The sequence below is a fragment of the Pseudomonas wuhanensis genome (assembly GCF_030687395.1).
Lineage (GTDB): Bacteria > Pseudomonadota > Gammaproteobacteria > Pseudomonadales > Pseudomonadaceae > Aquipseudomonas > Aquipseudomonas wuhanensis.
In genome coordinates this window covers 3,716,647-3,742,576 of record NZ_CP117430.1, presented here as the reverse complement: position 1 = coordinate 3,742,576, position 25,930 = coordinate 3,716,647, and the positions used below count along the sequence as shown (strand labels likewise).

24 protein-coding genes are annotated in these 25,930 nt (G+C 61.5%); 15 read left to right on the top strand and 9 right to left on the bottom strand.

What is annotated here, in order from left to right; genetic code table 11:
* Positions 1–239: 239 nt before the first annotated feature.
* Both nosP and nahK read left to right on the top strand, forming a co-directional pair.
* Positions 240–1,403, top strand: a complete 1,164-nt coding sequence (nosP, locus tag PSH88_RS16960; RefSeq protein ID WP_305483304.1) for a nitric oxide-sensing protein NosP — start codon at positions 240–242, stop codon at positions 1,401–1,403.
* Positions 1,333–3,966 carry a hybrid sensor histidine kinase/response regulator NahK/ErcS' gene (gene nahK, locus PSH88_RS16955; protein WP_370694653.1) on the top strand — a complete coding sequence of 878 codons (2,634 nt, stop codon included), beginning with the start codon at positions 1,333–1,335 and terminating at the stop codon, positions 3,964–3,966. The genes nosP and nahK overlap by 71 nt, the downstream gene beginning before the upstream one ends.
* A gap of 126 nt (positions 3,967–4,092) precedes the next feature.
* Here the strand turns inward: nahK and PSH88_RS16950 are convergent, their stop codons facing one another.
* The 6 genes from PSH88_RS16950 to PSH88_RS16925 all read right to left on the bottom strand — a co-directional run bounded on the left by PSH88_RS16950 (position 4,093) and on the right by PSH88_RS16925 (position 9,399).
* Positions 4,093–4,758, bottom strand: a complete 666-nt coding sequence (locus tag PSH88_RS16950; protein WP_305421634.1) for a response regulator transcription factor — start codon at positions 4,756–4,758, stop codon at positions 4,093–4,095.
* 57 nt (positions 4,759–4,815) lie between these two features.
* Positions 4,816–5,373: a PQQ-dependent catabolism-associated CXXCW motif protein gene (locus PSH88_RS16945; RefSeq protein ID WP_305421633.1), complete on the bottom strand. Its 558-nt coding sequence runs from the start codon at positions 5,371–5,373 to the stop codon at positions 4,816–4,818.
* 320 nt (positions 5,374–5,693) lie between these two features.
* On the bottom strand, positions 5,694–6,485 hold the full coding sequence (locus PSH88_RS16940; protein WP_305421632.1) for an ABC transporter permease: 792 nt from the start codon (positions 6,483–6,485) through the stop codon (positions 5,694–5,696).
* The gene (locus tag PSH88_RS16935) at positions 6,482–7,225 is read right to left on the bottom strand and encodes an ABC transporter ATP-binding protein (protein ID WP_305421631.1); all 744 of its coding nucleotides are present in this window, start codon (positions 7,223–7,225) and stop codon (positions 6,482–6,484) included. The genes PSH88_RS16940 and PSH88_RS16935 overlap by 4 nt, the downstream gene beginning before the upstream one ends.
* On the bottom strand, positions 7,222–8,181 hold the full coding sequence (locus tag PSH88_RS16930) for a YVTN family beta-propeller repeat protein (protein WP_305421630.1): 960 nt from the start codon (positions 8,179–8,181) through the stop codon (positions 7,222–7,224). Before PSH88_RS16930 ends, PSH88_RS16935 begins: the two co-directional genes overlap by 4 nt.
* Positions 8,182–8,214: 33 nt before the next feature.
* Entirely contained in the window at positions 8,215–9,399 is a 1,185-nt protein-coding gene (locus tag PSH88_RS16925) for an ABC transporter substrate-binding protein (RefSeq protein WP_305421629.1), read from the bottom strand.
* Between the two features lie 160 nt (positions 9,400–9,559).
* On the opposite strand from PSH88_RS16925, the gene PSH88_RS16920 reads away from it, so the two are divergent.
* The 13 genes from PSH88_RS16920 to PSH88_RS16860 all read left to right on the top strand — a co-directional run bounded on the left by PSH88_RS16920 (position 9,560) and on the right by PSH88_RS16860 (position 23,076).
* Complete coding sequence (locus tag PSH88_RS16920; RefSeq protein ID WP_305421628.1) at positions 9,560–9,688, top strand: hypothetical protein; 129 nt, start codon at positions 9,560–9,562, stop codon at positions 9,686–9,688.
* Positions 9,689–9,791: 103 nt separating this feature from the next.
* Positions 9,792–10,253 carry a cytochrome c-550 PedF gene (gene pedF / locus PSH88_RS16915; protein WP_305421627.1) on the top strand — a complete coding sequence of 154 codons (462 nt, stop codon included), beginning with the start codon at positions 9,792–9,794 and terminating at the stop codon, positions 10,251–10,253.
* A 3-nt stretch (positions 10,254–10,256) separates the two neighbouring features.
* The gene (locus PSH88_RS16910) at positions 10,257–11,132 is read left to right on the top strand and encodes a substrate-binding periplasmic protein (RefSeq protein WP_305421626.1); all 876 of its coding nucleotides are present in this window, start codon (positions 10,257–10,259) and stop codon (positions 11,130–11,132) included.
* Complete coding sequence (locus PSH88_RS16905) at positions 11,132–11,881, top strand: quinoprotein dehydrogenase-associated SoxYZ-like carrier (RefSeq protein ID WP_305421625.1); 750 nt, start codon at positions 11,132–11,134, stop codon at positions 11,879–11,881. The genes PSH88_RS16910 and PSH88_RS16905 overlap by 1 nt, the downstream gene beginning before the upstream one ends.
* Positions 11,882–11,896: 15 nt before the next feature.
* Complete coding sequence (locus tag PSH88_RS16900) at positions 11,897–12,835, top strand: quinoprotein relay system zinc metallohydrolase 1 (protein WP_305421624.1); 939 nt, start codon at positions 11,897–11,899, stop codon at positions 12,833–12,835.
* Positions 12,836–13,101: 266 nt separating this feature from the next.
* On the top strand, positions 13,102–14,877 hold the full coding sequence (locus tag PSH88_RS16895) for a PQQ-dependent methanol/ethanol family dehydrogenase (protein ID WP_305421623.1): 1,776 nt from the start codon (positions 13,102–13,104) through the stop codon (positions 14,875–14,877).
* A gap of 242 nt (positions 14,878–15,119) precedes the next feature.
* Positions 15,120–16,640, top strand: a complete 1,521-nt coding sequence (gene exaC, locus PSH88_RS16890; RefSeq protein ID WP_123359747.1) for an acetaldehyde dehydrogenase ExaC — start codon at positions 15,120–15,122, stop codon at positions 16,638–16,640.
* 256 nt (positions 16,641–16,896) lie between these two features.
* Positions 16,897–16,968, top strand: a complete 72-nt coding sequence (gene pqqA / locus PSH88_RS16885) for a pyrroloquinoline quinone precursor peptide PqqA (protein ID WP_010455123.1) — start codon at positions 16,897–16,899, stop codon at positions 16,966–16,968.
* A 54-nt stretch (positions 16,969–17,022) separates the two neighbouring features.
* Positions 17,023–17,937 (top strand): pyrroloquinoline quinone biosynthesis protein PqqB, encoded by a 915-nt coding sequence (gene pqqB / locus PSH88_RS16880; RefSeq protein ID WP_305421622.1) that lies wholly within the window; start codon positions 17,023–17,025, stop codon positions 17,935–17,937.
* 140 nt (positions 17,938–18,077) lie between these two features.
* Positions 18,078–18,830 carry a pyrroloquinoline-quinone synthase PqqC gene (pqqC, locus tag PSH88_RS16875; RefSeq protein WP_305421621.1) on the top strand — a complete coding sequence of 251 codons (753 nt, stop codon included), beginning with the start codon at positions 18,078–18,080 and terminating at the stop codon, positions 18,828–18,830.
* The gene (gene pqqE, locus PSH88_RS16870) at positions 18,827–19,960 is read left to right on the top strand and encodes a pyrroloquinoline quinone biosynthesis protein PqqE (RefSeq protein ID WP_305421620.1); all 1,134 of its coding nucleotides are present in this window, start codon (positions 18,827–18,829) and stop codon (positions 19,958–19,960) included. The genes pqqC and pqqE overlap by 4 nt, the downstream gene beginning before the upstream one ends.
* Positions 19,961–20,201: 241 nt before the next feature.
* Positions 20,202–21,365, top strand: coding sequence for an alcohol dehydrogenase-like regulatory protein ErcA (ercA, locus tag PSH88_RS16865; protein ID WP_305421619.1), 1,164 nt, complete (start codon positions 20,202–20,204; stop codon positions 21,363–21,365).
* Positions 21,349–23,076, top strand: a complete 1,728-nt coding sequence (locus tag PSH88_RS16860) for a hybrid sensor histidine kinase/response regulator (protein ID WP_305421618.1) — start codon at positions 21,349–21,351, stop codon at positions 23,074–23,076. The genes ercA and PSH88_RS16860 overlap by 17 nt, the downstream gene beginning before the upstream one ends.
* On the opposite strand, the gene PSH88_RS16855 is transcribed toward PSH88_RS16860, so the two are convergent.
* The 3 genes from PSH88_RS16855 to PSH88_RS16845 all read right to left on the bottom strand — a co-directional run bounded on the left by PSH88_RS16855 (position 23,061) and on the right by PSH88_RS16845 (position 25,917).
* The gene (locus PSH88_RS16855) at positions 23,061–23,936 is read right to left on the bottom strand and encodes an aldose 1-epimerase (RefSeq protein WP_305421617.1); all 876 of its coding nucleotides are present in this window, start codon (positions 23,934–23,936) and stop codon (positions 23,061–23,063) included. The genes PSH88_RS16860 and PSH88_RS16855 overlap by 16 nt on opposite strands.
* 172 nt (positions 23,937–24,108) lie before the next feature.
* Positions 24,109–25,389: a TRAP transporter large permease gene (locus PSH88_RS16850; protein WP_305421616.1), complete on the bottom strand. Its 1,281-nt coding sequence runs from the start codon at positions 25,387–25,389 to the stop codon at positions 24,109–24,111.
* Positions 25,390–25,917, bottom strand: a complete 528-nt coding sequence (locus PSH88_RS16845) for a TRAP transporter small permease (protein ID WP_305421615.1) — start codon at positions 25,915–25,917, stop codon at positions 25,390–25,392.
* Positions 25,918–25,930: the final 13 nt, after the last annotated feature.

Genomic DNA, 25,930 nt, shown 5'->3' with positions numbered 1-25,930 from the left:
CAGGTATAACGCGTCATCGTTCTTCGCGGGCAAGCCACGCTCCCACAGGTTCTGCGTCTTAACTTACCAAGTCCTCTAGCCACAAAAGCTCAAGCTTCCCAACTCCAGCACAGATTCTCGCTGATCCAGCACCACTCTCATCCCATCGAACCCCCCACCCGCTACCCAAGTAGCATTCGCCGCCACCCGCAGGCTTCGTACACTAGTGCCTCATACAGGCGCACCGGCGAGGGGCGACGATGCAGCAGGTTCAGAGCGACGGTGTGGTCAGTGCCATGTCCCAGGCCATCGATGCCCAGCAAGCGGCCCAGGATCTGGCGCGACAACTCTTGCACCCGCATTTGGGCTTCGTGCTGTTCTTCTGTTCCGCCGAGTACGACTTGCAGGCGCTGGGGCAGGCGTTGCAGCAGAGTTTCGGTGGCATTCGCCTGGTGGGCTGCACCAGCGCCGGGGAAATCACCCCCCAAGGCTATGGCCGTAGCTGCGTGACGGCGGTGGGCTTCGACCACCGGCACTTTTCCATCTCCACCGAACTGATCGACGAGATGGAGCATTTCAGCCTGATCGATGCCCAGCAAATGGTTGAGCGCCTGGTCAGCGGTTGTCGCAGCAATACCCTGGCGCCGATCAAGGGCAACAGCTTTGCCCTGACCCTGCTCGATGGCTTGTCCAGCCGTGAAGAAATGGTGCTCGCCGCCTTGAGCGCGGCGTTGGGCGACATTCCGCATTTCGGTGGTTCGGCCGGCGATGACAATTACTTGACCCACACCCACGTGTATTTCGGCGGCGAGTTTCACAGCGGCGCGGCGGTGGTGGTGCTGGTCAATACCTGGCTGGACTTCGAAGTCTTTACCACCCACCACATCCTGCCCCGAGCCGAAAAACTGGTGGTCACCGCCGCCGATAGCGCCTCGCGCCGGGTGTTCGAACTCAACGCCGAGCCGGCCGCCGAAGAGTACGCCCGGCATATCGGCGTGGCGGTGGCGGACCTTGATTACCGAGTCTTTGCCGCGCACCCGTTGGCGGTGCGGATCAACGATCAGTATTACGTGCGGGCGATCCAGCAGGTGCATCCGGACCTGAGCCTGAGTTTCTACTGTGCGGTGGAGAACGGCATCGTCCTCACCGTCATGCAGCCCGGCCCCATGCTGCCGAATCTGCAAGACCTGTTCGACGGTTTGCGCGAGCGTCTCGGCGACCTGCTGCTGACCATCGGTTGCGACTGCTTTCTCAGGCGCCTGGAACTGGAAGACGCCGGCCGTCTCGAGCAGGTCGGCGCGTTTTTGCAAGACCAGCGGGTGATGGGTTTCAACACCTACGGAGAACAGTTCAATGGCATGCACATCAACCAAACCTTCACCGGGGTCGCCATTGCCCGAGGCCGCGCCCCTGGACAGCGCTGACCTTCAGGCGCAGATCGCCAGCCTGCGGCACGAAAACCAGAAACTACAGCGCATCAATGGCGCGTTGATCGAGCGCATCGAATCCGGCATCACCCGCGGCAACGACCCGTATGCGGCGTTCCAGCATTCGGTGGTGCTGGCCGAACAGGTGCGCGAGCGCACCGATGCCCTGAACCAGGCCATGGCCGAACTCAAGGCTGGCAACCATTTGCTCAGCGAAGCGCGGCTACGGGCCGAAACCGCCCATCAACACTTGATCGACGCCATCGAAAGCATTTCCGACGCCTTTGTATTGTTCGATGCCGAGCAGCGGATCGTGCTGTTCAACAGCCGCTTCAAGGCGTTCTGGGGCAACAGCCGGGTGCGGATTAACGCGGGCATGCGCTTGCGCGAGGTCAAGCGGCTGATGACCTCAACCGGGCTGTTCAGTGAAGAACCCCGGGGGCATGTCGACGAAAGCCTGCTCTACCGCCTGCACAATGGCCGCTGGCTGCAAGTCAGCGAACGGCCGACCCAGGAAGGCGGGCGGGTGATCCTGTTCACCGACATTACCGACGTCAAACTCAGCGAAACCCTGCGCCGCGAGCAGGCCGTGGCGCAAAAATCGCATCTGTTGCAACGGGCGGTCGACAACCTGTCCCAAGGGGTGGCGATGGTCAATGCCGAGGGCATTCTGGAACTGTGGAACCGGCGCTTCCTGGAGCTCAGCGGCCTGGCCCCGGTGGCGGCCCATCGACCGTTCGCCGAAGTGATCGCCGACAGCGAGCTGAACCTGCTGACCCCGGCCAGTCGCGATGCCAACGGGCGGCAGGTGCAGGAATGCGAGCAGCGCCTCTGCGATGGCCGGGTGCTGGAAATTCGCACCCATCCGTTGCCCACCGGTGGTTTCGTCAACACCTTCACTGACATCACCGAACGCTACCGGCACGCCGAAGCCCTCAGCGAAAGCGAGCGCTGGATTCGCTTGATCACCGACCATGTGCCGGCGCTGATCGCCTACCTCAATGCCGATCTGGTGTATGAGTTCACCAACAAAGTCTATGAAGAATGGTATTGCTGGCCCCGGGGCGTGATGCTCGGGCAGAGCCTGCGCGAAGTGCATAGCGAGCAGCATTATCAGCGCCTGGAAGCCTACGTGGCGCGGGCCCTGGCCGGTGAGAGCGTGACGTTCGAGTTTGCCGAAACCAACATCAACAATCAGGAGCGCTACATGCTGCGCTCCTACGTGCCCAATCGCCTGGCCAGTGGGGAAGTGGTGGGGATTTTCGTGTTGATCCGCGACATCACCGAGCGCCGTCGCACCGCCGAGGCGCTGCATCAGGCCTATCAGAACCTGGAGTTGCGGGTACGCGAACGCACCACCGAACTGACCACCCTCAACGACCAGCTATTGCGCGAAATCGACGAGCGCCGCCGCGTGGAATCACGCTTGCGCGAAGCCAAGCTCGAGGCCGAGCAGGCCAACCTGTCGAAGACCAAATTTCTCGCCGCCGTCAGCCATGACTTGCTGCAACCGCTCAACGCCGCGCGGCTGTTTACCAGCGCGTTGCTGGAACGCCGGGAGCCGGTGGCCAACGAGAATCTGGTGCGCAATGTCAGCAATTCCCTGGAAGACGTGGAGAACCTGTTGGGCACGTTGGTGGATATTTCCAAACTCGATGCGGGGGTGATCAAGGCCGACATCGCGCCGTTCGCCCTCAGCGAATTGCTGGAAAACCTCGCCGCCGAATACACCCAGGTGGCCCGCAGTGAAGGCCTTGAACTGCATTTCATTCCGTGTTCGGCGCTGGTGCGCAGTGACATTCAGTTGCTCGCACGGATCCTGCGCAACCTGCTGAGCAATGCGATTCGCTACACCTACAGCGGGCGGGTGGTGCTTGGTTGTCGGCGTCATCATCAGCGGCTGACCATCGAAGTCTGGGACAGCGGCATGGGCATTGCCGAAAACCGTTTGGAGGAGATTTTTCAGGAGTTCAAACGCGGTGACGTGCAGCGTCCGGATCAGGATCGCGGCTTGGGGCTGGGTCTGGCGATCGTCGAGAAAATCGCCCGCATTCTTGGCCACCGGATTCATGTGCGTTCGTGGCCGGGCAAAGGCTCGATGTTTTCCGTCGAAGTGCCGTTGAGTGCCACGGCGCCGAAGGCGTTGCCGAATCTGCTGATGAGCGAACCAATGCTTGAGCGCCTGCGCGGTGCTCGGGTGTGGGTGCTGGACAACGACGCGGCGATTTGTGCCGGGATGCGCACCTTGCTCGAAGGTTGGGGCTGCCGGGTGGTCACGGCACTGTCGGAGGAGGACCTGGCGCGGCAAGTGGATAATTATCACGACGAAGCCGACCTGCTGATCGCCGACTATCACCTGGATGACGAGCAGAACGGTGTCGACGCCGTGGCCCGCATCAACGCCCGTCGCGCCTCGGCGATCCCGGCGATGATGATCACCGCCAACTACAGCAATGAACTCAAGCAGCAAATCCGCGAACTGGGCCATACCCTGATGCACAAACCGGTGCGGCCGATGAAGCTCAAGACGGCGATGAGTCATCTGCTCGGCCGGCCTTGATGTGATCGTTCCCACGCTCTGCGTGGGAATGCCTCACCGGACGCTCTGCGTCCGCTCTTTGGGACGCGGAGCGTCCCTGGCTGCATTCCCACGCGGAGCGTGGGAACGATCGACAGAACCGGGCAGTTACCGCCGTAAATACGACCCGAAATCAATATCCCCAGCACTCAATATTGCCTGCACCCGGTTGTGCACATTGAGTTTGCGCAAGATCGCCGAGACGTGGGCCTTGACCGTGGTTTCGGCGATTTCCAGGGTGTAGGCGATCTGCTTGTTCGATTCGCCTTTGGTCATGCGCTCAAGCACCAATAACTGCTTGCGAGTCAGCGCCTGCAGCAGCTCCGGCGGGAAGCTCGGGGTGTCATTCATCCGGCGATGAGTGCCGCTTTTTTGTGTACGGATGATGTCCGGCGGCAGGTAGACGTTGCCATTGAGAATCTGCTGGATGGCCTCGGTCATCTGCGCCCGTGGCGACGATTTGGTGATGAACCCCACCGCGCCATAGGTAATGGCTTGCAGCACGATTTGTTTGTCCTGCTCGGCCGAAACGATCACCACCGGAATGGTCGGCGCCTCGTTACGCAGGTTGATCAGGCCATTAAGGCCATGCATGCCGGGCATGTTCAGGTCGAGCAGGATCAGGTCCAGGTCATCGTGTTCCTGGGTCAGGGCCAGGGCGCTGTCGAGGTCGGCGGTCTCCATGACCTCACTGCCGGGGAAACCGTCGCTGATGACGTTATGTATGGCTTCGCGAAACAGCGGGTGATCGTCGGCAATCAGAATTTTGTACATGGCCTTTCACCTCATTATTTTTGATTCGGGTGTGGCAACAACACGCAAGCGCTCAAGTCAGGGAAAGGGCTCAGGCCGGGCCGGCGTCACGGGCAGGTTCGCCGCTTGCCACGCATCCAGCCCGTCGCGGTACCAATACAGTGTTTTATAGCCTATGGAAGCGGCGCGTTTTACCGCGTTCCAGCTCAACCAGCAATCGGAGCGGCAGTAGAAGACCAACGGTCGAGTCAGGTCGCCCGCCGTCAATTGCTGCAGGTGGCGCGCGAAATATTCCTGCCATGGGGGCGTCAGGTCGCCATCACCGGTATTGGCCAGCCAATGGCTGCCGGGCAGGTTCTCGTGGGGCTGATCTTCGATGAAACGGCCTTGCAGCCATTGCCGGCGGTAGACGTCGATCAGCACCGGCCGGGGTGTCTGCTTGAGCAGGTTTTGCAGGGCGGGGGTGTCGATGATACTCGCGCCCTGGAGCTGAGTCGGGGTCGGGCTGCGGTACAGGCCGACGCGATAACCGTCGGCTGAGAACAGCGCTGTTTCGGCCTGTGCGGCGCCCAGCAACAGGCTCAGCGACAGCGCGGCGAGAGAAGGGCACAGCAGAACACGTCGTGCACGCGGCATGGGGGTTCAGTCCTTATAGTTATGAACCCATTACATGCCAGTAGCGGTGCGTTGTGAATGCGACGATAGACAGGTAAACCAGTACTAAAGTAGTAATTTTGACCTGTTCAACACAAAACTCCCATAGGGGATTAGTGTTGTCAGTTGGTTTTGCGCAAGGCCGCTTGCTCCCACATTGAATAGCATGTGAAAACAAAATATGTGAACACCTCAGACCTGTGGGAGCTGGCTTGCCTGCGATGAGGCCCTCACATCCAGCACTGATGTTGGCTGACACACCGCCATCGCGGGCAAGCCCGCTCCCACAGGGACTAGTGTTGTTAGCCGGATTTTCGCAAGGCCGCATGCTGTGGATTGAAGGTGAGCACGGCGAGCAGGGCGAACACCAGCGTCAGCCCTACGCACACCGCCAGCGCCAACGGGCTGAAGCGTTCGTACAGCGCAAACCGCACCAGCTCCACTGCATGAGTGAACGGGTTCAAGGCGCACAACCAATACAACCATTCGCTGGACTCGCGCATTTTCCACAACGGATACAGCGCCGACGACAGGAAAAACAGCGGGAAGATCACGAAGTTCATCACCCCGGCAAAATTCTCCAGCTGGCGGATGGCGTTGGACAGCAACAGGCCCAGCGCACTGAGCATCAACGCCACCAGCAGCAATGCCGGCAAGGCCAGCAATAAACCCATGGCCGGTGGTTGCACGCCGTACAGCCAGGCAATCGCCAGAAAGGCATACACCTGCAACAGCGAAATCAGCGACGTCGCCAGCAATTTGCTGCACAGCAGGAAGGTCCGGGGCAGGGGGCTGGTCAGCAGCACGCGCATGCTGCCCATCTCCCGGTCATAGACCATCGACAGCGAACCTTGCATGCCGTTGAACAACAGGATCATGCAGGCCAGCCCCGGGATGATGTAAACCTCATAGGGAATGTAGGTGTCGTAGGGCTCGATGATGGCGATGCCGAGTGCCGCGCGGAACCCGGCGGCGAACACCAGCAGCCACAACAAAGGCCGCACCAGCGCGCTGAGAAACCGCGTGCGCTGCAACACAAAGCGCAGCCATTCGCGCAGCACGATACCGCTGAAACATTGCCAGTAAGCGTTCATCTCGCGACTGCTCCTGAAGAGGGCGAGGTGGTCAGGCGAGCGAAGGCCGAACCGAGGTCGCCGCCATGTTCCAGGCTCAGGGCGTCTGCCTGTCCGCTGGCCACCAAGCGGCCTTGATGCAGGATCAGCAAGTCGTCGCTGGGCTGCACTTCATCCAGCAAATGAGTGGTCCAGAGCACGCTGATGTGTTGCTCGCGGCAGAGGCTGCGGATGTGTTGGTTGAGCGCCAGGCGACTGGCCGGATCGAGGCCGACGCTCGCCTCGTCGAGCAGCAACAGGCTTGGCTCATGCAGCAACGCGCGGGCGATTTCCACCCGCCGACGATGGCCGCCATTGAGTTCGCGCACCCGTTCGCGACGACGTTCGGTCAGCGCCTGGCGCGCCAGTTCGGCGTCAACACGAAGGCTGGTCTGGCGCCGGGACAAGCCATGCAGCGCGGCGTGGTAACGCAGGTTTTGCTCGACGCTGAGGTCCAGATCCAAGGTGCTTTGCTGAAACACCACACCCAACTGCTTTAACGCCGGACGTGCCGCGTTGCGCAACGAACAGCCGCCGACCCGGATATCACCGCGCTGCACATCATAAAGGCGGGTGAGCAGGGCGATCAGCGTCGACTTGCCCGCGCCGTTCGGTCCCAGCAACGCCGCAAAACGCCCCGGTGCCAGGTTGAAACTCACCTGACGCAACGCCTCGCGCGCGCCGTAAGCGAAACTCAGGTCGCTGACGTCGAGGGCGTTCATGGCGTGACCACCACGCCCCAGGGATAGCGCCCGACCTTCACCGATTTGGTCACCTTGAGGCTGTCGACATCGATCACCGACACATCGCCGCTGACGCCATTGGTGGCCAGCAATTGGCGTTGATCCGGGGTGAACGACATCTGCCAGACCCGTCGGCCCACCAGCAGGTAATCAACAATCTCGAAGGTCTTGGCGTCGATCACCGCCACATGGTTGGCCGGGCCGAGGGCGACGAAACCGTACTTGCCGTCGGCGCTGAGTTTGATCCCCACCGGCTGGACTTTGTCCGGGTGCACGCCTTTGATCTGGAAGGTCAGGGTTTTGAGAATCTTGCGGCTGGCGACGTCAAGAATCGTCACCGTGCCGCCGATTTCCGCCGAGGCCCAGAGCTGCGAGCCATCGGGATTGAATTCGACGAAACGCGGCCGCTGATCGACCAGGGTGTTGTCGGCCAAGGTCTGGGTGCTGGTGTCGATCCAGTGCAGCATGTTGGTGGTTTCACTGGTGTTCACCGCCCACTTGCCGTCGGGGCTGACGGCCATGCCTTCAGGTTCGACGCCGACGCTGATCTGCCCAAGCACTTTGGAGGTTTCGGTGTCGATCACCGTCACCAGCGCATCGTCCTCGTTGGAGACGTACAACCAGCGATTGTTGGGGTGCAGGGCGAATTGCTCGGGGTCTTTGCCCGAGGGCAGTTCCTTGATGATCTTGCGCGTGGCGACGTCCATCACCTGGACCCGATCCGAATCGCTGGCGCAGATGTACAGCAGCTTATTGTCGTGGGATAGCAACAGGCCGCGCGGGCGCTGGCCGACGGGCAGGGTGTCGGTGACTTGCAGGGTCTGCATATCGATCAGGCTCAGGCTGTTGTCCTTTTCGTTGGAGACCCAGGCGGTGCTGGCAGCGGCGTGCCCGGCGGCGAGCAGCAGGGCGCAGGAAAGCAGGGTGCGGCGCATGGCAGATTCCTTCTTATTGTGGTGGTAGGGCTGTCAGAGAAAGCGGCAGCTGACCTCGGCTTTGTCGTAACCCAGGCTGTCCATTTCGTTGAAGGGGTGCAGGAAACCGTCTTGCGGCGACGTGCTGACCAGCGCCCGGGGTTGCACGATGGGGATCGGCTGGCGCAACTGACCGTTCCACGACCGATAACTGAGCTTGCGGCCCTTGAAACCGTCCAGCGGCAATTGATCGCTGATTTCAAGCGTACGGATCGCCATGGCATCGGCCTGGCGCAGTTTGCCCACCGCGCTGGCGATGCTGCGTACGGCCATCCACGCAGCGAAATCCCGGTCGTTCATCCAGCGCCCGGCCAGGGCTTCGAAGCGTTTCTGCAACTGCGCGGCACCGAAGGTTTCCACGGTCTTGTGCCAGCCCACCGGCGTCAGGCCCTGAGTGCCGGCCACCGGCCGTGGATACCAGGTCTGATAGGGCACGTATTCGCCGAAGTCGCCCCGTTCATCGGCCACCAGCACCACGTCGTACTCGGCGGTCTGGGTGAACAGCGGCATGTCGGCCTGGGCGCTGCGGCGCTGGTCGTTATCGAAACTCCAGGCTTTTTCCGCGACCAGTTGCAGGCCGAAGCGTTTCGCCGCCCGGCGCAGGGCGGTGGCGTAGGCTTGATCGTCGGCGGTCGGGCCGACGATCAGCAGCGCCCGTTGCCATTTGCGCAGTACCAGAAATTGCGCGAGTGCATCGGCCAGCATCGCCCGGCTCGGCAGGCTGTGCAGCACGTTCGGCAAGCAGTCGGTGCTGCGCAGGCTGTCATCCGGGCTGCCGGCGTTGAACAGCAGGCTGTCGGGGAGCACGGCGCTGAGTCGGCGCAGGGTCTGCGCCGGTGCATTCACCACAAACAGGCGCAGGCCTTGCTCGTGTTGGGCCTTGGCCGCTTCGATCAGCGCCTCCGGATTGTCGGCGCTCGCACTGACCAGGCTGTAGCTGTGATTGAGAAAGCGCCCGGTACTGTTGCTATCGGTGATTGCCAGTTCGGCGCCACGCAGGCCGGCATCGGCCGGTTCGGGAATAACATTCGACAGCAATGGCCCAGGATCGGGGCGATAACCGAGGTAGCCGATTTGCACCTGCAAGGGTGCGTCCGCCGCCTGAGCCTGGGTCGCCACCCCGGCGGCGCAGGCAATCGCCAACAGGTAGATCAAGGCATAAGGGGCGAGCTGGCGCATAAAGGCACTCCATCACAGGTAGCGTCAGCATAGGAACCCTGGACGGGCGGGGAAATATGCAGAAAGTACCGATGGGCCAGTACCAAGGTAGTAACTCACCCCGGGCGGCGCGGTTTTAGCATGGGCTACAACGGCCATCACTCAAGGGGGGAGATTGACCATGCGAATTCTCAAAGCACTGCTCCTGCCGTTGTTGCTGATCCTGACCCTGATCGGCGTCGACAAGCTTCACGGCGCCCGACCCGTATTGGTTGGGCCTGCGCCACAAGCCCTACTACCAAGGGAGTAGGCCGCGGCCACCAAAGCAGCATGGGGTTGGCGCAAAGCCGTTCCTAAGATGGCTGCCATAGCCTCTTCAAAGAGGTTTTGCGTGCAATCTTGAGGGCAGAACAATGACAACAAAACGCAACGCCTTGCTCGTTGCCGGACTGCTGGCCGGTTTCATCAGCGCAGGTTCCGTCTGGGCTCACGGCAACGTGGTACCCCAGGCCATCGAAACCCAGGGACTGACCCCGATCAAGGACGCCGGTGTGCAGGTCGATGCCGACGGTTGGGCGGCGGTGAACCCTTACCGTTCCACCCCGGAACGCGACAAAGCCGTGCAAATCGGCTCTTCGGCCTACAACCAGAACTGCGCGGCCTGCCATGGCCTGGAAGCCAAGTCCGGCGGCATCGCCCCTGACTTGCGCATGCTCGATGGCGGCGAGGCCGGTGATGAGTGGTTCGTCGAGCGGGTACGCAATGGCGCCGTACGTGATGGCCGGGTCTACATGCCGAAGATGGCCGACTACCTGAGTCAGGAAGCCTTGTGGGCGGTGCGCAGCTACCTGGACAGCGTGCACGTCGAGGAGTGACCCATGCGTTTGCTCGCGGTGTTGATCAGCGCTGTGTGGCTGTGTTGCCAGGCAGCGCAGGCGCAGGTCCGTACCTATGACGAAATGATCGCCGCCGCCGAGCTGAAAGTCGCGGTGTACAAGGACTTCGCGCCCTACAGTTTTGAAGACGCTGGCGAGGCTCGCGGGGTCGATGTCGAGCTCGCCCAGGCCCTGGCCAAGGCCATGGGGGTACGCCTGAAACTGATCTGGGCACCCGCCGGGGAAAAGCTTGACGACGACCTGCGCGATTACATCTGGCGGGCCAGTCAGTTGCACAATCAGCAACTGGCCGACCTGATGATGCGCGTGCCCTACGATCGCGATTACTCACAGAAACGCAACGAACTGGGCGAGCTGGAAAACGGCCATGTGGTGATGTTCGGGCCGTACCAGACCGAACAATGGCAAGTGGCCTATGACCGTCGTCGACTGAATTCAGTGGCCAGCGTCGCGGTGTTCCAGCAACACCCGATCGGCGTCGAAGTCGACAGCGTGCCCTCGTTTTACCTGACCTCGGTGTTCAACGGCATGCTCGCCGCCAAGACCCACCATTACCCAGGCGTGCCCCAGGCCTTTGCCGCCATGAAGGCCGGTGAAGTTGACGCGGTAATGGCCATGCGCGGCGAGATCGATTGGCAAGTCCATCAGGCCGCCGACCCGCAAGTGGCGTTGGCGGAAAACGCTTACCCGAATATGGGTAAACAGCTCTGGGAGATCGGCATGGCGGTGCATGAAAGCAACCGGCAACTGGCCTATGCAGTGGAAGAGGCGCTGGAAACGTTGATTCGCGAGGGCTCGGTGAACGCCATTTATGCCCGTTATGGCCTGCGGTATGACGTGCCCGAGATGTATCAATAGTGAACTGGCGAGCGAGTTGTCTGTTGGCCTGCTGGTTGCCCTTGGCCGCGCACGCGGTGGATGTCGATCCGGTGCCGTCGGTGATGTGGACGTTCTATCACAAGCAGATGCTCGGCGACGCACCGTTCGTGTTCGACGAGCGGGTCAAGTTGCTCGCGCCGCCGTTTGCCGAAGACGCTCGACAAGTACCGCTGGAAATCGACGCCCGGGCGTTCAAGGGCGAAGTGGTGCGAATCCTCGCCTGGGCCGAACTCAATCCGCTGCCAAAAATCGTCGACTTCGAACCCTTGACCGATGTGCTGCCATGGCTGTCGATCCGCATCCGCGTGGAACAGGCCACGCCGTTGCGTGCGGCGGTACTGACCCGCGACGGGCTGTGGCATGTCGGCTCGACCCTGATCGATGCGGCGGGCGGCGGTTGTACGGCGCCGAGCGTGGTGCGCACCCAGCCGGGTTGGGAAGAACGCATCGGCGAAGTGCTCGGCGGTCGTTATCCCCGTGGCGAATTCAGTCGCGTGCGTGTGCAGGTGGCGCATCCGATGGACAACGGCATGGTCAGTGGCATCCCGGAATTTTTCATCAACCAGGCCGAGCTGCGCGATCAAAACGATCAATTGCTGGCGCGTCTGGAGTTGTTCCCGGCGGTCAGCGAAAACCCCAATTTGGCCTTCGATATCGAAGGCGCAGGGCAGACGCGCCTGGTGTTGCGCGACAACAGCGGCAATCAATTCGATGCGGCCATTCCCTGACTCAAGGAGCGAGTGATGCGCTGGATACTGCTGTTGTTCATCAGTCTGAGCCTGCCGGTCTTGGCCGATCCCGATTACGCACTCAAGCCCCGGCAGATCGCCGAAGACACCTGGTTGCTGGAAGGCAGCACCGATAATTTCGCCAAGAGCAACGGCGGCAACATCGTCAACACCGCGTTCATCGTCACCGAGCAGGGCGTGGTGGTCATCGACACCGGGCCGTCGAAACGCTATGGCGAAGCCCTGCGCAAAGCGATTGCGGCGACCACCGATAAACCGGTGATCCAGGTGCTGCTGACCCACCACCATCCTGACCATGTGCTGGGCAATCAGGCTTTCACCGACGTGCCGATCGGAGCCTTGGCCGGTACCACTGAACTGTTGCGGCAACAGGGCGATGTCATGGCTGAAAACATGTATCGACTGGTGGGTGACTGGATGCGCGGCACCGAAGTGGTGTTGCCCACGCAGGCGCTGACGCCTGGCGTGCAAAGTTTTGGGAACCACGATCTGCGGCTGCTGAGTCTGGGTGGGCACACCGGTGCGGATCTGGCTATTCTCGACCAGAAAACCGGCGTGCTGTTTGCCGGGGATCTGGTGTTTTATCAACGGGCCCTGACCACGCCCAACAGTCCGGGACTGTCGGTGTGGCTGGCGGACATCGCCACGCTTGAGGGGTTGCCGTGGACGCTGATCGTTCCCGGTCATGGCCCCGTGGCGACGGACACCAAACCATTCGAGCAAATGCGCGATTACCTCTCCTGGCTCGATCAACTCATGCGCGACGGCGCCGCCAACGGCAGCGACATGGCCGAGATGATCCGCAGCCCCATCCCCGAGCGTTTCGTGGGGATCAGCCTGAGCCGCTATGAGCTGATTCGCAGTGTCAGCCATTTGTACCCGCGTTACGAGCGGGGGCAGATGAGGCGGGTGGATTCCACCGCGGGCAAGTGATGATCGTTGATCGTTCCCACGCTCTGCGTGGGAATGCCTCAACGGACGCTCCGCGTTCGGCTCTGCAAGGGACGCGGAGCGTCCCGGGCTGCATTCCCACGCGGAGCGTGGGAACGATCTTTCGGTGATCTTCTCCTCCGACCCTGTACCAAGGAACTAGAAATCTCCGTACTGCGGGCAATTGTTGCATGGGCGGCGGCGCCCAAGAATCTGCACCAGACCGGGAAAATTTCCCGGGTATAACAAAAACCGCAGAGGTAGCCGTCATGACCCAACCCGCACGTCGCCAACCCTTCGCCTTGAGCGTGCTGCTCAGTGCCATGCTGTTGTCTTGCCAGGCATTGGCCGCAGTCTCCGATCAAGACATCCTCCAGGACCCGAAGAACCCGGAGCAGATCGTCACCAACGGACTGGGCGTCCAGGGTCAGCGCTACAGCCCGCTGGACACCCTCAATGTCGACAACGTGAAGGACTTGCGACCGGTCTGGGCCTTTTCGTTCGGCGGGGAAAAGCAGCGCGGTCAGCAGGCGCAGCCGATGATCAAGGACGGCGTGATGTACATGACCGGTTCCTACTCGCGGGTATTCGCGGTGGATGCGCGCACCGGTCGCAAACTCTGGCAATACGACGCACGCCTGCCCGATGACATCCGCCCGTGCTGCGATGTGATCAACCGTGGCGTGGCGCTGTATGGCGACCTGGTGATTTTCGGCACCCTCGACGCCAAGCTCGTGGCCCTGAACAAGGACACCGGCAAAGTCGTCTGGAGCAAGAAAGTCGCCGACCACAAGGAAGGCTATTCCATCAGCGCCGCGCCGTTGGTGATCAACGGCAAATTGATCACCGGCGTGGCCGGCGGCGAGTTCGGGGTGGTGGGCAAGATCGAAGCCTACGACCCGAAAAACGGCAGCCTGCTGTGGACTCGTCCCACCGTCGAAGGCCACATGGGCTATGTCTACAAGGATGGCAAAGCGGTAGAAAACGGCATCTCCGGCGGCGAAGCGGGCAAGACCTGGCCGGGCGATCTGTGGAAAACCGGCGGCGCGGCACCTTGGCTGGGCGGCTACTACGATCCGGAAACCAATCTGCTGCTATTCGGCACCGGTAACCCGGCGCCGTGGAACTCGCACCTGCGTCCTGGCGACAACCTCTACTCATCGTCGCGCCTGGCGCTGAACCCGGACGATGGCACGATCAAATGGCACTTCCAGAGTACGCCCCACGACGGTTGGGACTATGACGGCGTGAACGAACTGGTGTCGTTCAACTACAACGAAGGCGGTAAGGAAATCAAAGCCGCGGCCACCGCGGACCGTAACGGTTTCTTCTACGTGCTCGATCGCACCAACGGCAAATTCATTCGCGGCTTCCCGTTCGTGGACAAGATCACCTGGGCCAGCGGCCTGGATAAAAACGGTCGGCCGATCTACAACGAAACCAGCCGTCCGGGTGCGCCGGGCTCCGAGGCCAAAGGCAGTTCGGTGTTTGTCGCGCCAGCGTTCCTGGGGGCGAAAAACTGGATGCCGATGGCCTACAACCGCGACACCGGCCTGTTCTATGTGCCGTCCAACGAGTGGGGCATGGACATCTGGAACGAAGGCATCGCCTACAAGAAAGGCGCGGCGTTCCTCGGCGCTGGTTTCACTATCAAACCGTTGAACGAAGACTACATCGGCGTGCTGCGCGCCATCGACCCGAAAACCGGCAAGGAAGTCTGGCGCCACAAGAACTTCGCGCCGCTGTGGGGCGGGGTGCTGACCACCAAGGGCAACCTGGTGTTCACCGGTACGCCGGAAGGTTTCCTGCAGGCATTCAATGCCAAGACTGGCGAGAAAGTCTGGGAATTCCAGACCGGTTCCGGCGTGCTCGGTTCGCCCGTGACCTGGGAAATGGACGGCGAACAATACGTTTCGGTGCTCTCCGGCTGGGGCGGCGCGGTACCGCTGTGGGGCGGCGAAGTGGCCAAGCGCGTCAAGGACTTCAACCAGGGCGGCATGCTCTGGACGTTCAAGTTGCCCAAGGATCTCGTTGCCAAACACTGATCGCTGCACTGATCGTTCCCACGCTCCGCGTGGGAATGCCTCAACGGACGCTCCGCGTTCGGCTCTGGAGGGGACGCAGAGCGTCCCGGGCTGCATTCCCACGCAGAGCGTGGGAACGATCACCTACTACCAAATAACGAGAATCCCCCTGCCAACGGCGCATTCGTCTGGTAGGCGGGGCTCTCTACTATCGGTTCATCGCCTGTTGGCCTGACAGGCATCGACCCAGACAGAGGCCCACCATGATCTACGCACAACCCGGAACACCCGGCGCCGTCGTTTCCTTCAAACCGCGCTACGGCAATTTCATCGGCGGCGAGTTCGTTGCCCCAATCAACGGCGAGTACTTCACCAACACCTCACCGGTTACCGGGGAAGTGATCGCCGAGTTCCCGCGCTCCAGCGCCGCCGACATCGAAAAGGCCCTGGACGCCGCCCATGCCGCCGCCGATGCCTGGGGCAAAACCTCGGCGCAGGATCGCTCGCTGGTGCTGCTGAAAATCGCCGACCGCATCGAGCAGAACCTGGAAATCCTCGCCGTCACCGAAACCTGGGACAACGGCAAGGCCGTGCGCGAAACCCTCAACGCCGACGTACCTTTGGCCGCCGACCACTTCCGTTACTTCGCCGGTTGCATCCGCGCTCAGGAAGGCGGCGCCGCCGAGATCAACGAACTGACCACCGCCTATCACTTCCACGAACCGCTGGGTGTGGTCGGGCAGATCATCCCGTGGAACTTCCCGCTGCTGATGGCCGCCTGGAAACTCGCTCCGGCCCTGGCCGCCGGCAACTGCATCGTGCTCAAACCCGCCGAACAAACGCCGCTGTCGATCATGGTGTTCGCCGAGCTGATCGCCGACTTGCTGCCGGCCGGTGTGCTGAACATCGTCCAGGGTTTCGGTCGCGAAGCCGGTGAAGCGCTGGCCACCAGCAAGCGCATCGCCAAGATCGCCTTCACCGGTTCCACCCCGGTGGGCGCGCACATCATGCATTGCGCGGCCGAGAACATTATTCCAAGCACCGTTGAACTGGGCGGCAAGTCGCCGAACATTTTCTTCGAAGACATCATGAACGCCGAGCCGCAGTTCATCGAGAAAGCCGCCGAAGGTCTGGTGCTGGCGTTCTTCAATCAGGGCGAAGTCTGCACCTGTCCGTCCCGGGCGCTGGTGCAGGAATCGATCTACGAGCCGTTCATGGCCGAGGTGATGAAGAAGATCGTCAAGATCAAGCGCGGCAACCCGCTGGACACCGAGACCATGGTCGGCGCCCAGGCGTCCGAGCAGCAATACGACAAGATCCTCTCGTACCTGAAAATCGCTCAGGAGGAGGGCGCCGAGCTGCTCACCGGCGGCGCGGCCGAGCGTCTTGAAGGCGACTTGTCGAGCGGCTATTACATCCAGCCGACCCTGCTCAAGGGTCACAACAAAATGCGTGTGTTCCAGGAAGAAATCTTCGGCCCGGTAGTGGGCATCACCACCTTCAAGGACGAAGCCGAAGCCCTGGCGATTGCCAACGACAGCGAATTCGGCCTCGGCGCCGGCCTGTGGACCCGCGACATCAACCGCGCCTACCGCATGGGCCGGGCGATCAAGGCCGGGCGCGTCTGGACCAACTGCTACCACCTGTACCCGGCCCATGCCGCGTTTGGTGGCTACAAGAAGTCCGGTGTCGGCCGTGAGAACCACAAGATGATGCTCGACCATTACCAACAGACCAAAAACCTGTTGGTGAGCTACGACATCAATCCGCTGGGGTTCTTCTAACCCGCAAGAGCACCATTGAAACCTGTGGGAGCGGGCTTGCCCGCGATAGCGAACTGTCATTCAACGCATGTGTTGAATGTGACACCGCCATCGCGGGCAAGCCCGCTCCCACAGGGTTATGGGTGTACTTGAAGACCGCGCAATACCCCCTACCAACGCACCCCACAACCTCCTTCGAAAGTAGCATTCGGTCATCTCATCCCCCATGCATTAATGGTCTTACCGGAATCGTCCGGCACAAGAAGAGGATTGACCCATGTGGAATAAACCCGCGTTTACCGATCTGCGCATTGGCTTCGAAGTGACGATGTATTTCGCCAACCGTTGATTGATCGCCCGGTCAGCCGTCGCGTTGGCCGGGCCTGCCTTCTGGAGCCCTCCCATGCACATCCGCGTTCTCGGTTCCGCCGCTGGCGGCGGTTTTCCGCAATGGAACTGCAACTGCCGTCAATGCGCGGCGATGCGCCACGGCAACCTGCGCGCACAACGCCGCACGCAGTCGTCCATTGCCCTGAGCGACGACGGTGTGGAGTGGGTGCTCTGCAATGCTTCACCGGATATTCGCGCGCAATTGGAAAGTTTTCCGGCGATGCAACCGGCCCGACGCTTGCGGGACACGGCGATTGCCGGTGTCGTCCTGCTGGACAGTCAGATCGACCATTGCACCGGGCTGTTGAGCCTGCGCGAAGGCTGCCCGCATTCGGTCTGGTGCACCGAGCGGGTTCACGAAGACCTGAGCAGCGGCTTTCCCTTGTTCAGCATGCTCCAGCACTGGAACGGTGGCTTGCAGTGGCAACCCATCGAACTGGATCGCGAGCCGTTCCGCATCGCGGCCTGCCCACACCTGCAATTTCGCGCGATTCCCTTGGTCAGCAATGCGCCGCCGTACTCGCCCAATCGCGGCAACCCGCAACCGGGCGACACCATCGGCCTGTTCATCGAAGACCTGCGCAACGGTGCATCGGTGTTCTATGCGCCGGGGCTGGGGCAGGTCGATGCCGAGGTAATGAGCTGGATGCAGCGCGCCGATTGCCTGCTGCTGGACGGCACGCTCTGGCGCGACGATGAAATGCGCGTGTGCGAAGTCGGCCAGAGCCTGGGCCGCGAAATGGGCCACCTGCCACAAAGCGGCCCCGGCGGGATGCTCGACGTGCTGGAGGGCCTCAATCGCCAGCGCAAGGTGCTGATCCACATCAACAACACCAACCCGATCCTCGATGAAGACTCGGCCGAGCGCGCACTGCTGGAGCGGCGCGGGATTGAAGTGGCGTTCGATGGCATGAGTATTGAGTTGTAGCGGATGGCCCCATCGCGGGCAAGCCCGCTCCCACAAGGATCTGCGGTGCACACAAAACCTATGTTCACACCGATCAACTGTGGGAGCGGGCTTGCCCGCGAAGGCGCCAGACCAGACACCGCAAAATCCGGAGAACCGCAATGACTGACACCCCCCTGACCCCCATCGAATTCGAAGCCGCCCTGCGCGCCAAAGGCGCCTGTTACCACATCCACCACCCATTCCACCAAGCCATGTACGCCGGGCGCGCCACCCGTGAGCAGATTCAGGGCTGGGTCGCCAATCGCTTCTATTACCAGGTGAACATTCCACTCAAGGATGCCGCAATCCTCGCCAACTGCCCGGACCGCGACGTGCGCCGGGAATGGCTGCAACGGATTCTCGACCATGACGGCGTCCCCGGCAGTGAAGGCGGCATCGAAGCGTGGCTACGATTGGGCGAAGCAGTGGGGCTGGATCGCGAACAAATCCTCTCGCAAGAGCTAGTGCTGCCGGGCGTGCGTTTCGCCGTGGATGCCTACGTCAATTTCGCCCGTCGCGCGCGCTGGCAAGAAGCGGCCAGCAGCTCGCTGACCGAATTGTTCGCGCCACAGATTCACCAGTCCCGGCTCGACGCCTGGCCCACCCATTACCCATGGATCGACCCGGCCGGTTACGACTATTTCCGTACGCGTCTGAGCCAGGCGAGGCGTGATGTCGAGCATGGTTTGCGCATCACCCTGGCGCACTACGTCACGGTCGAAGGCCAGCAACGCATGCTGGAGATTCTACAGTTCAAGCTTGATGTGCTGTGGAGCATGCTCGACGCGATGAGCATGGCCTATGAGCTGGGCCGCCCGCCGTATCACACCGTCACCACCGAGCGGGTCTGGCACCGGGGGATCAGCCTGTGAGCCTGATCGAACATCAACCCGGCCCACCGCTGTGGTTGCTGGCGGAACTGACCTATCGCTGCCCGCTGCAATGCCCGTATTGCTCCAACCCGCTGGACTTCGCCCAACAGGGTGAGGAGTTGAGCACAGAAGAGTGGATTCGCGTGTTCCGCGAGGCGCGGGAGATGGGTGCTGCGCAACTGGGTTTTTCCGGTGGCGAACCGTTGGTGCGCCAAGACCTGGCCGAGCTGATCAAGGCCGCGCGGGACATGGGTTACTACACCAACCTGATCACCTCGGGTATCGGCCTGACCGAACAGAAGGTGCGCGATTTCAAGATCGCGGGGCTGGACCACATTCAGATCAGTTTTCAGGCCGCCGATGAAGAGGTCAACAATCTGCTCGCCGGCTCGCGCAAGGCCTTCGCCCAGAAACTGGCCATGGCCCGGGCGGTGAAAGCCCAGGGCTACCCGATGGTGCTGAACTTCGTCACCCATCGGCACAACATCGACCAGATCGCGCAGATCATCGAACTGTGCCTGGAGCTGGAGGCGGATTTCGTTGAGTTGGCGACGTGCCAGTTCTACGGTTGGGCCGAACTCAACCGCGTCGGCCTGTTGCCGACCCGCGAACAGTTGCAGCGTGCCGAACGGATCACCCATGAATACCGCCAGCGGCTTGAGGCCGAGGGCCACCCGTGCAAGCTGATTTTCGTCACCCCGGATTACTACGAAGAACGCCCCAAGACCTGCATGAATGGCTGGGCCAACCTGTTTCTCGACATCACCCCGGATGGCACGGCCTTGCCTTGTCATAGTGCCCGCCAGTTGCCGGTGCAGTTTCCCAACGTGCGCGAGCACAGCATCGAACACATCTGGAACGACTCCTTCGGTTTCAACCGTTTTCGTGGTGATGACTGGATGAAAGAGCCGTGCCGTTCCTGCGATGAAAAGCACAAGGACCTCGGCGGCTGCCGTTGCCAGGCGTTCATGCTCACCGGTGATGCGAGCAACGCCGACCCGGTGTGCAGCAAGTCGCCGCACCACGACGTTATTCTCAAGGCCCGGGACGAAGCCGACGCGCCGGGGCAGGGCATGGAACACCTGACGTTGCGCAACGAAAAGGCTTCGCGGCTGATCTATCGCGGATGAATCCAAAAGGCGTATCCGACGCAGATCCCTGTGGGAGCGGGCTTGCCCGCGATAGCGGTGTATCAGCCAACGGTAATGCTGGATGTGATGGCCTCATCGCGGGCAAGCCCGCTCCCACAGGGATCTCCGGTGAATACAAAACTCGAGCACATCCCAGGCGGCTACCCATTGGTCTGATTGCATTCGCAGCCGGATGCGTTAGTGTGGCTTTACCTTCAAAACAATAAAAACAGGCTTTCCAATGAGCCAGAATCTCAGCCAGCTGCGTAAATTCGTTTCGCCTGAAATCATCTTTGGTGCCGGCTGCCGGCATAACGTCGGCAACTACGCCAAGACCTTCGGCGCCCGCAAAGTGCTGGTGGTCAGCGACCCCGGTGTGATTGCCGCCGGTTGGGTCGCCGATGTCGAGGCCAGCCTGCAAGCCCAGGGTATTGATTACTTTCTATATAGCGACGTCTCGCCCAACCCGCGGATCGAAGAGGTCATGCTCGGCGCCGAGCTGTACCGGGAGAATCACTGCGATGTGATCGTCGCGGTCGGCGGCGGTAGCCCGATGGATTGCGGCAAGGGCATCGGCATTGTCGTCGCCCACGGGCGCAACATCCTCGAATTCGAGGGCGTGGACATGTTGCGCATGCCCAGCCCGCCGCTGATCCTGATCCCGACCACCGCTGGCACTTCGGCTGATGTATCGCAGTTCGTGATCATCTCCAATCAACAAGAACGCATGAAATTCTCCATCGTCAGCAAGGCCGCGGTGCCGGACGTGTCGCTGATCGATCCGGAAACCACCCTGAGCATGGACCCGTTCCTGTCGGCCTGTACCGGCATCGACGCGTTGGTCCATGCCATCGAAGCCTTCGTCTCCACCGGTCACGGGCCGCTCACCGACCCGCATGCGCTGGAGGCGATGCGGCTGATCAACGGCAATCTGGTGCAAATGATCGCCAACCCCAGTGACATCGCCCTGCGGGAAAAAATCATGCTCGGCAGCATGCAGGCCGGGCTGGCGTTCTCCAACGCGATTCTTGGCGCGGTGCACGCCATGTCCCACAGCCTCGGCGGCTTCCTCGATCTGCCTCACGGTTTGTGCAACGCGGTGCTGGTGGAGCACGTGGTGGCGTTCAACTACAGCTCGGCGCCGGAGCGCTTCAAGGTGATCGCCGAGACGTTCGGTATTGATTGCCGTGGCCTGAATCACCGGCAGATTTGCGGGCGTCTGGTCGAACACCTGATCGCCCTCAAACATGCCATCGGCTTCCATGAAACCCTGGGCTTGCACGGGGTGAGTACGGCGGACATTCCGTTTCTGTCGCAACACGCCATGCACGACCCGTGCATTCTCACCAACCCGCGCGAATCCAGTCAGCGCGACGTCGAGGTCGTCTATGGCGAAGCCCTCTGACGAGCAACAACGGGCGCTGGCCGGGTTACTGGGTTTAGGCAATCACTCGGCGCGCAAGAGTCATTACCCGGAACTGGCCGCGCGCCTGGATGAACTGGAAACCGAACGCAACCGCTACAAATGGCTGTTCGAAAACGCGGTGCACGGGATCTTCCAGGCCAGCCTGCTGGAAGGCATGCGCGCCGCCAATCCGGCACTGGCGCGGATGCTCGGCTATCAGGACCCGCAGGAGGTGCTGTTTTCCCTGACGGACCTGGCGGGCACGCTGTTCGTCGGCGGGGCACAAGAGCTGGAAAGCATCGGCGAAATCCTCCAGCGCGAGCGCAGCCTGCTGGGCTATGAAACTCAGCTGCGGCGCAAGGACGGCAGCGTCCTCGACGTGTTGATGAACTTGCTGCTCAAACCGGATCAGGAGGGCCTGGTGGAGGGCTTTGTCGCCGACATCACTGAGCGAAAACTGGCTCAGCAGCGCCTGCAACAACTCAATGACCAACTGGAGCAGCGGGTTACCGCACGCACCAACGAGTTGCTGGACGCCAACCGCAATCTGCAACAGCAGATCACCCAGCGCAAACAGATCGCAGAAGCCTTGCGCGATGCCCGTGATGCCGCCGAGGCGGCCAATCGCAGCAAGGACAAATACCTCGCCGCCGCCAGTCACGACTTGCTGCAACCGCTCAACGCCGCGCGTTTGCTGATCTCGACCTTGCGCGAACGCAAACTGCCCGACGTCGAGCAGGTGCTGGTGGAGCGCACGCATCAGGCGTTGGAAGGGGCCGAAGACTTGCTCACCGATCTGCTGGATATTTCCCGGCTCGATCAGGCTGCGGTGAAGCCGGACATTGCCCTGTACCGCCTTGACGAATTGTTCGCGCCATTGGTCTCGGAGTTTCAGTCGGTGGCTGCGGCAGCGGGGTTGAACCTGCGGGTACACATGGGCGATTACGCCCTTCATACCGACTTGCGCCTGATGACCCGAATCCTGCGCAACTTCCTCAGCAATGCCTGCCGCTACACCGACGAGGGCTGCATTCTGCTGGGGGCAAGACGCCGGGGCGATGTGCTGCGTATCGAAGTGTGGGACACCGGGCGCGGGATTGCGGCGGATCGTCTTGACTCGATCTTCCTCGAATTTAACCAACTGGACGTCGGGCGCGCCGCCGATCGCAAGGGCGTGGGCTTGGGACTGGCGATTGTCGAACGCATCGCCAAGATCCTCGACTACCGGATTCAGGTACATTCGCGGCCGGGGCGCGGTTCGATGTTCAGCATCGAGGTGCCGATTTCCCATGAGATTCCATTGCCCATCAGCCAGGCCGCACCACAACCAAGCACCGGCAACCCGTTGCCGGGCCGGCGGCTGTTGGTGCTGGACAACGAGGTCAGCATTCTTGAAAGCATGAGCGCGCTGCTCGGGCAGTGGGGGTGCGAGGTGGTCACCGCCACCGACGAGGCCACCGCGCTGATGGCTTTGCAAGGACAGGCGCCGGAACTGATTCTGGCGGACTATCACCTGGATCACGGGGTGGTGGGCTGTGAGGTGGTTCGGCATTTGCGCGAGCATTTCAGCCAGGCGATTCCGGCGGTGATCATCACCGCAGACCGCACCGACCAGTGTCGGCGCTCATTGCAGCGCCTCGACGCGCCGCTGCTGAACAAACCAGTGAAGCCCGGCAAGTTGCGCGCGGTGTTGACTCAGCTGTTGGCGTAGCGATAGCGCAGGCTGAAACCGAGCTCGGCGGATTGGCCTTGCTCCAGCAAACGCAACCCTGGCCGACCCGGCAAGTGATGGGCATTGACCGGGTGGCTCACCGGTTCGATACAGAAAAACTCCAGGCCCTCAGGGCAGGAGAGCAGGTAGTAGTCGCTGCCGGTGGCTTGGCATTCCAGTTCATAACCCAGCTTGGGTTGCTGGATCAGGCAGTGGCCGTCCCATGCGCAAAAGCCATTGTCCACCAGCGTTTCGGGTAATGCCCGGGGCTGGCTGAAGTCCCAATCCTTGGGTATCGAAGTGAGTTGTGTTGGCAGTTTTGCGCTGTCGCATAACCAGACCTGTCGCGCCTGCGCCTGCAACCGAGTGCCTGCGGTGCGCGGGAAATAGGGGTGTAAACCGAGCCCATGCCAGGCGGCGTGTTCGGCTAGATGAGTGACCTGTAAACCGATGCTCAACTTGCCCTCACTCAGATGAAAACGTTGCCTTGCGCGATAAGCGAAGGGCGTGGTGCTGTCGAGTTGCAGGACGATTTCATCGCAAGTGTGCGAGACGATCTGCCACGGCTGCTGCCAGGCGCTGCCATGAATCGGCAGCGGATCGGTGAGGCTGTTGGGCGTCAGCGCGAGCCAGCCACCGGGGCAGTCGAAACCGCCTTCGGCGATACGGTTCGACCACGGCGCCAGGGGATAGCAGGCGAGCTTGCCGGGCAGGCCGGTGTTCAAGGCGTGTTGGTCGCTGTGGCGCAACAGCGGCTGGCCGGTGCTGCGTACGGTCCAGTTGACTATGCTCGCCCCGAGTTCCGGGGCGAGGGTGAGGCGGGTGAGTTCGTCTTCGAGTTCGAGGAGTGTGGGTGTCATGGCGATCTTCATTGGCTGCATGAGGTTTTTTGTGGCGAGGGAGCTTGCTCCCGTTCGGCTGCGAAGCAGTCGTAAATCCAGGTAACTCGGTCCCTCTGGAAAATTGCTGGGGCCCGCTACGCGAGCCAACGGGAGCAAGCTCCCTCGCCACAGGGAGATTTGCCAGCCGTTGTTACAACACCAAATGCGGCAACCACAGCGAAATGGCGGGAATGTAAGTCACGGCCATCAGCACCAGGAACAACACGCCGTAGAACGGCAGCAGCGCTTTAACGGTGCTTTCGATGCTGACCTTGCCCACCGCCGAGCCGACAAACAGCACCGCGCCCACTGGCGGCGTGATCAAGCCGATCCCCAGGTTCACCAGCATGATCATGCCGAACTGCACCGGGTCCACGCCAATGCCCAGAATCACCGGCATCAGAATCGGCGTAAGGATCAGGATCAGCGGCGCCATGTCCATCACCGTGCCGAGCAACAGCAGCATCACGTTGATGCACATCAGGATCACGTAACGGTTGTCCGACAGGGTCAGGAACATCGTGGTGATCTTCGCCGGGATCTGCATCAGCGTCATGATGTAGCCGAAGCTGGCGGCGAAGCCGATCAGGATCATCACGATCGAAATGGTGCGCACCGTGCGGTGCATCAACTTGGGCAGCTCACGCCACTTGTAGTCACGGTAGATGAACATGGTGACGAAGAACGACCACAGCACCGCGATCGCCGCCGATTCGGTGGCGGTGAAGATGCCCGAGAGAATCCCGCCGAGAATGATGACCATCGCCATCAACCCCCACATCGCTTCACCGCAGATTTTCAGCGCCTGTTTGAGGGGGATGACTTCGCCCTTGGGGTAGTTGCGCTTCCTGGCGAAGATCAGGCACAGCACCATCAGGCATGCGCTCATCAGCAGGCCCGGCACCACGCCGGCCATGAACAGCGAAGCGATCGAAACGGTACCGCCAGCGGCCAGCGAGTAGAGTACTGAGTTATGGCTGGGCGGCGTCAGCAGGGCTTGCACCGAACCGCTGACCGTCACTGCGGTGGAGAAAGCCCGCGGGTAGCCGCGACGCTCCATTTCCGGAATCAGCACCGAACCGACCGACGCCGTGTCCGCCACTGAAGAACCGGAAATCGCGCCGAAGAAGGTCGAGGCCATGATGTTCACCAGCGACAACCCGCCGCGCACGAACCCCACCAACACCCCGGCGAACGCCACCAGCCTGCGGGACATGCCACCCTCGGCCATGATCGCGCCAGCGAGTACGAAGAAGGGAATCGCCAGCAACGAGAATTTGTTCACACCGCCGGCGACCTGAATCATCAGCGCCTGGAACGGGATGTCGATCCACCACGCACCGATCAGGGCAGAAAGCCCCAGGGCGTAGGCGACCGGCATGCCGATCAGGATCAAAGCGATAAAACTGCCGAGCAGAATCAGAGCGTCCATTTATGCGGCACCTTCGCTTTCTTCAACCAGGTCGAAACGCACGACCCGACGGTTGCTCTGGTCACCGAGCAAGAGTTTTTCCAGCACAAAAATCAGCGTCAACACACCGCCCACAGGGATTGGCATGTAGGTGATGCCCACACGCAGGGTGGGCAGGGCGCTCATGAATTGATTCCAGGTGGACAGGCAGAGTTTGGTGCCCCAGATGGCCATGAACAGGCAAATGGTCGCCATCAGCAGCTGCGAAACGATGCTCATGGTCTTGCGCAGTTCGGGGGCCATACGGTCGGTGAGCATGGCCACGGCCATGTGCGCACCGGCGCGATAACTGGCGGCGGCGCCGATGAAGGTGAAGACCATCATCAGCAAAATCGCGGTGGGTTCCGGCCAACTGGAACCGGTACCGAGGACGTATCGGGCGAAGACGCCCCAGGGAATGATCAGGGAAATAGTCAGGACCGACAGGCCGGCGACCCAGATGCAGGTCATGTAAATCCTGTCGTTGATGCGCAGCAGCAGATTCTTCATCGGGTTTCACCGT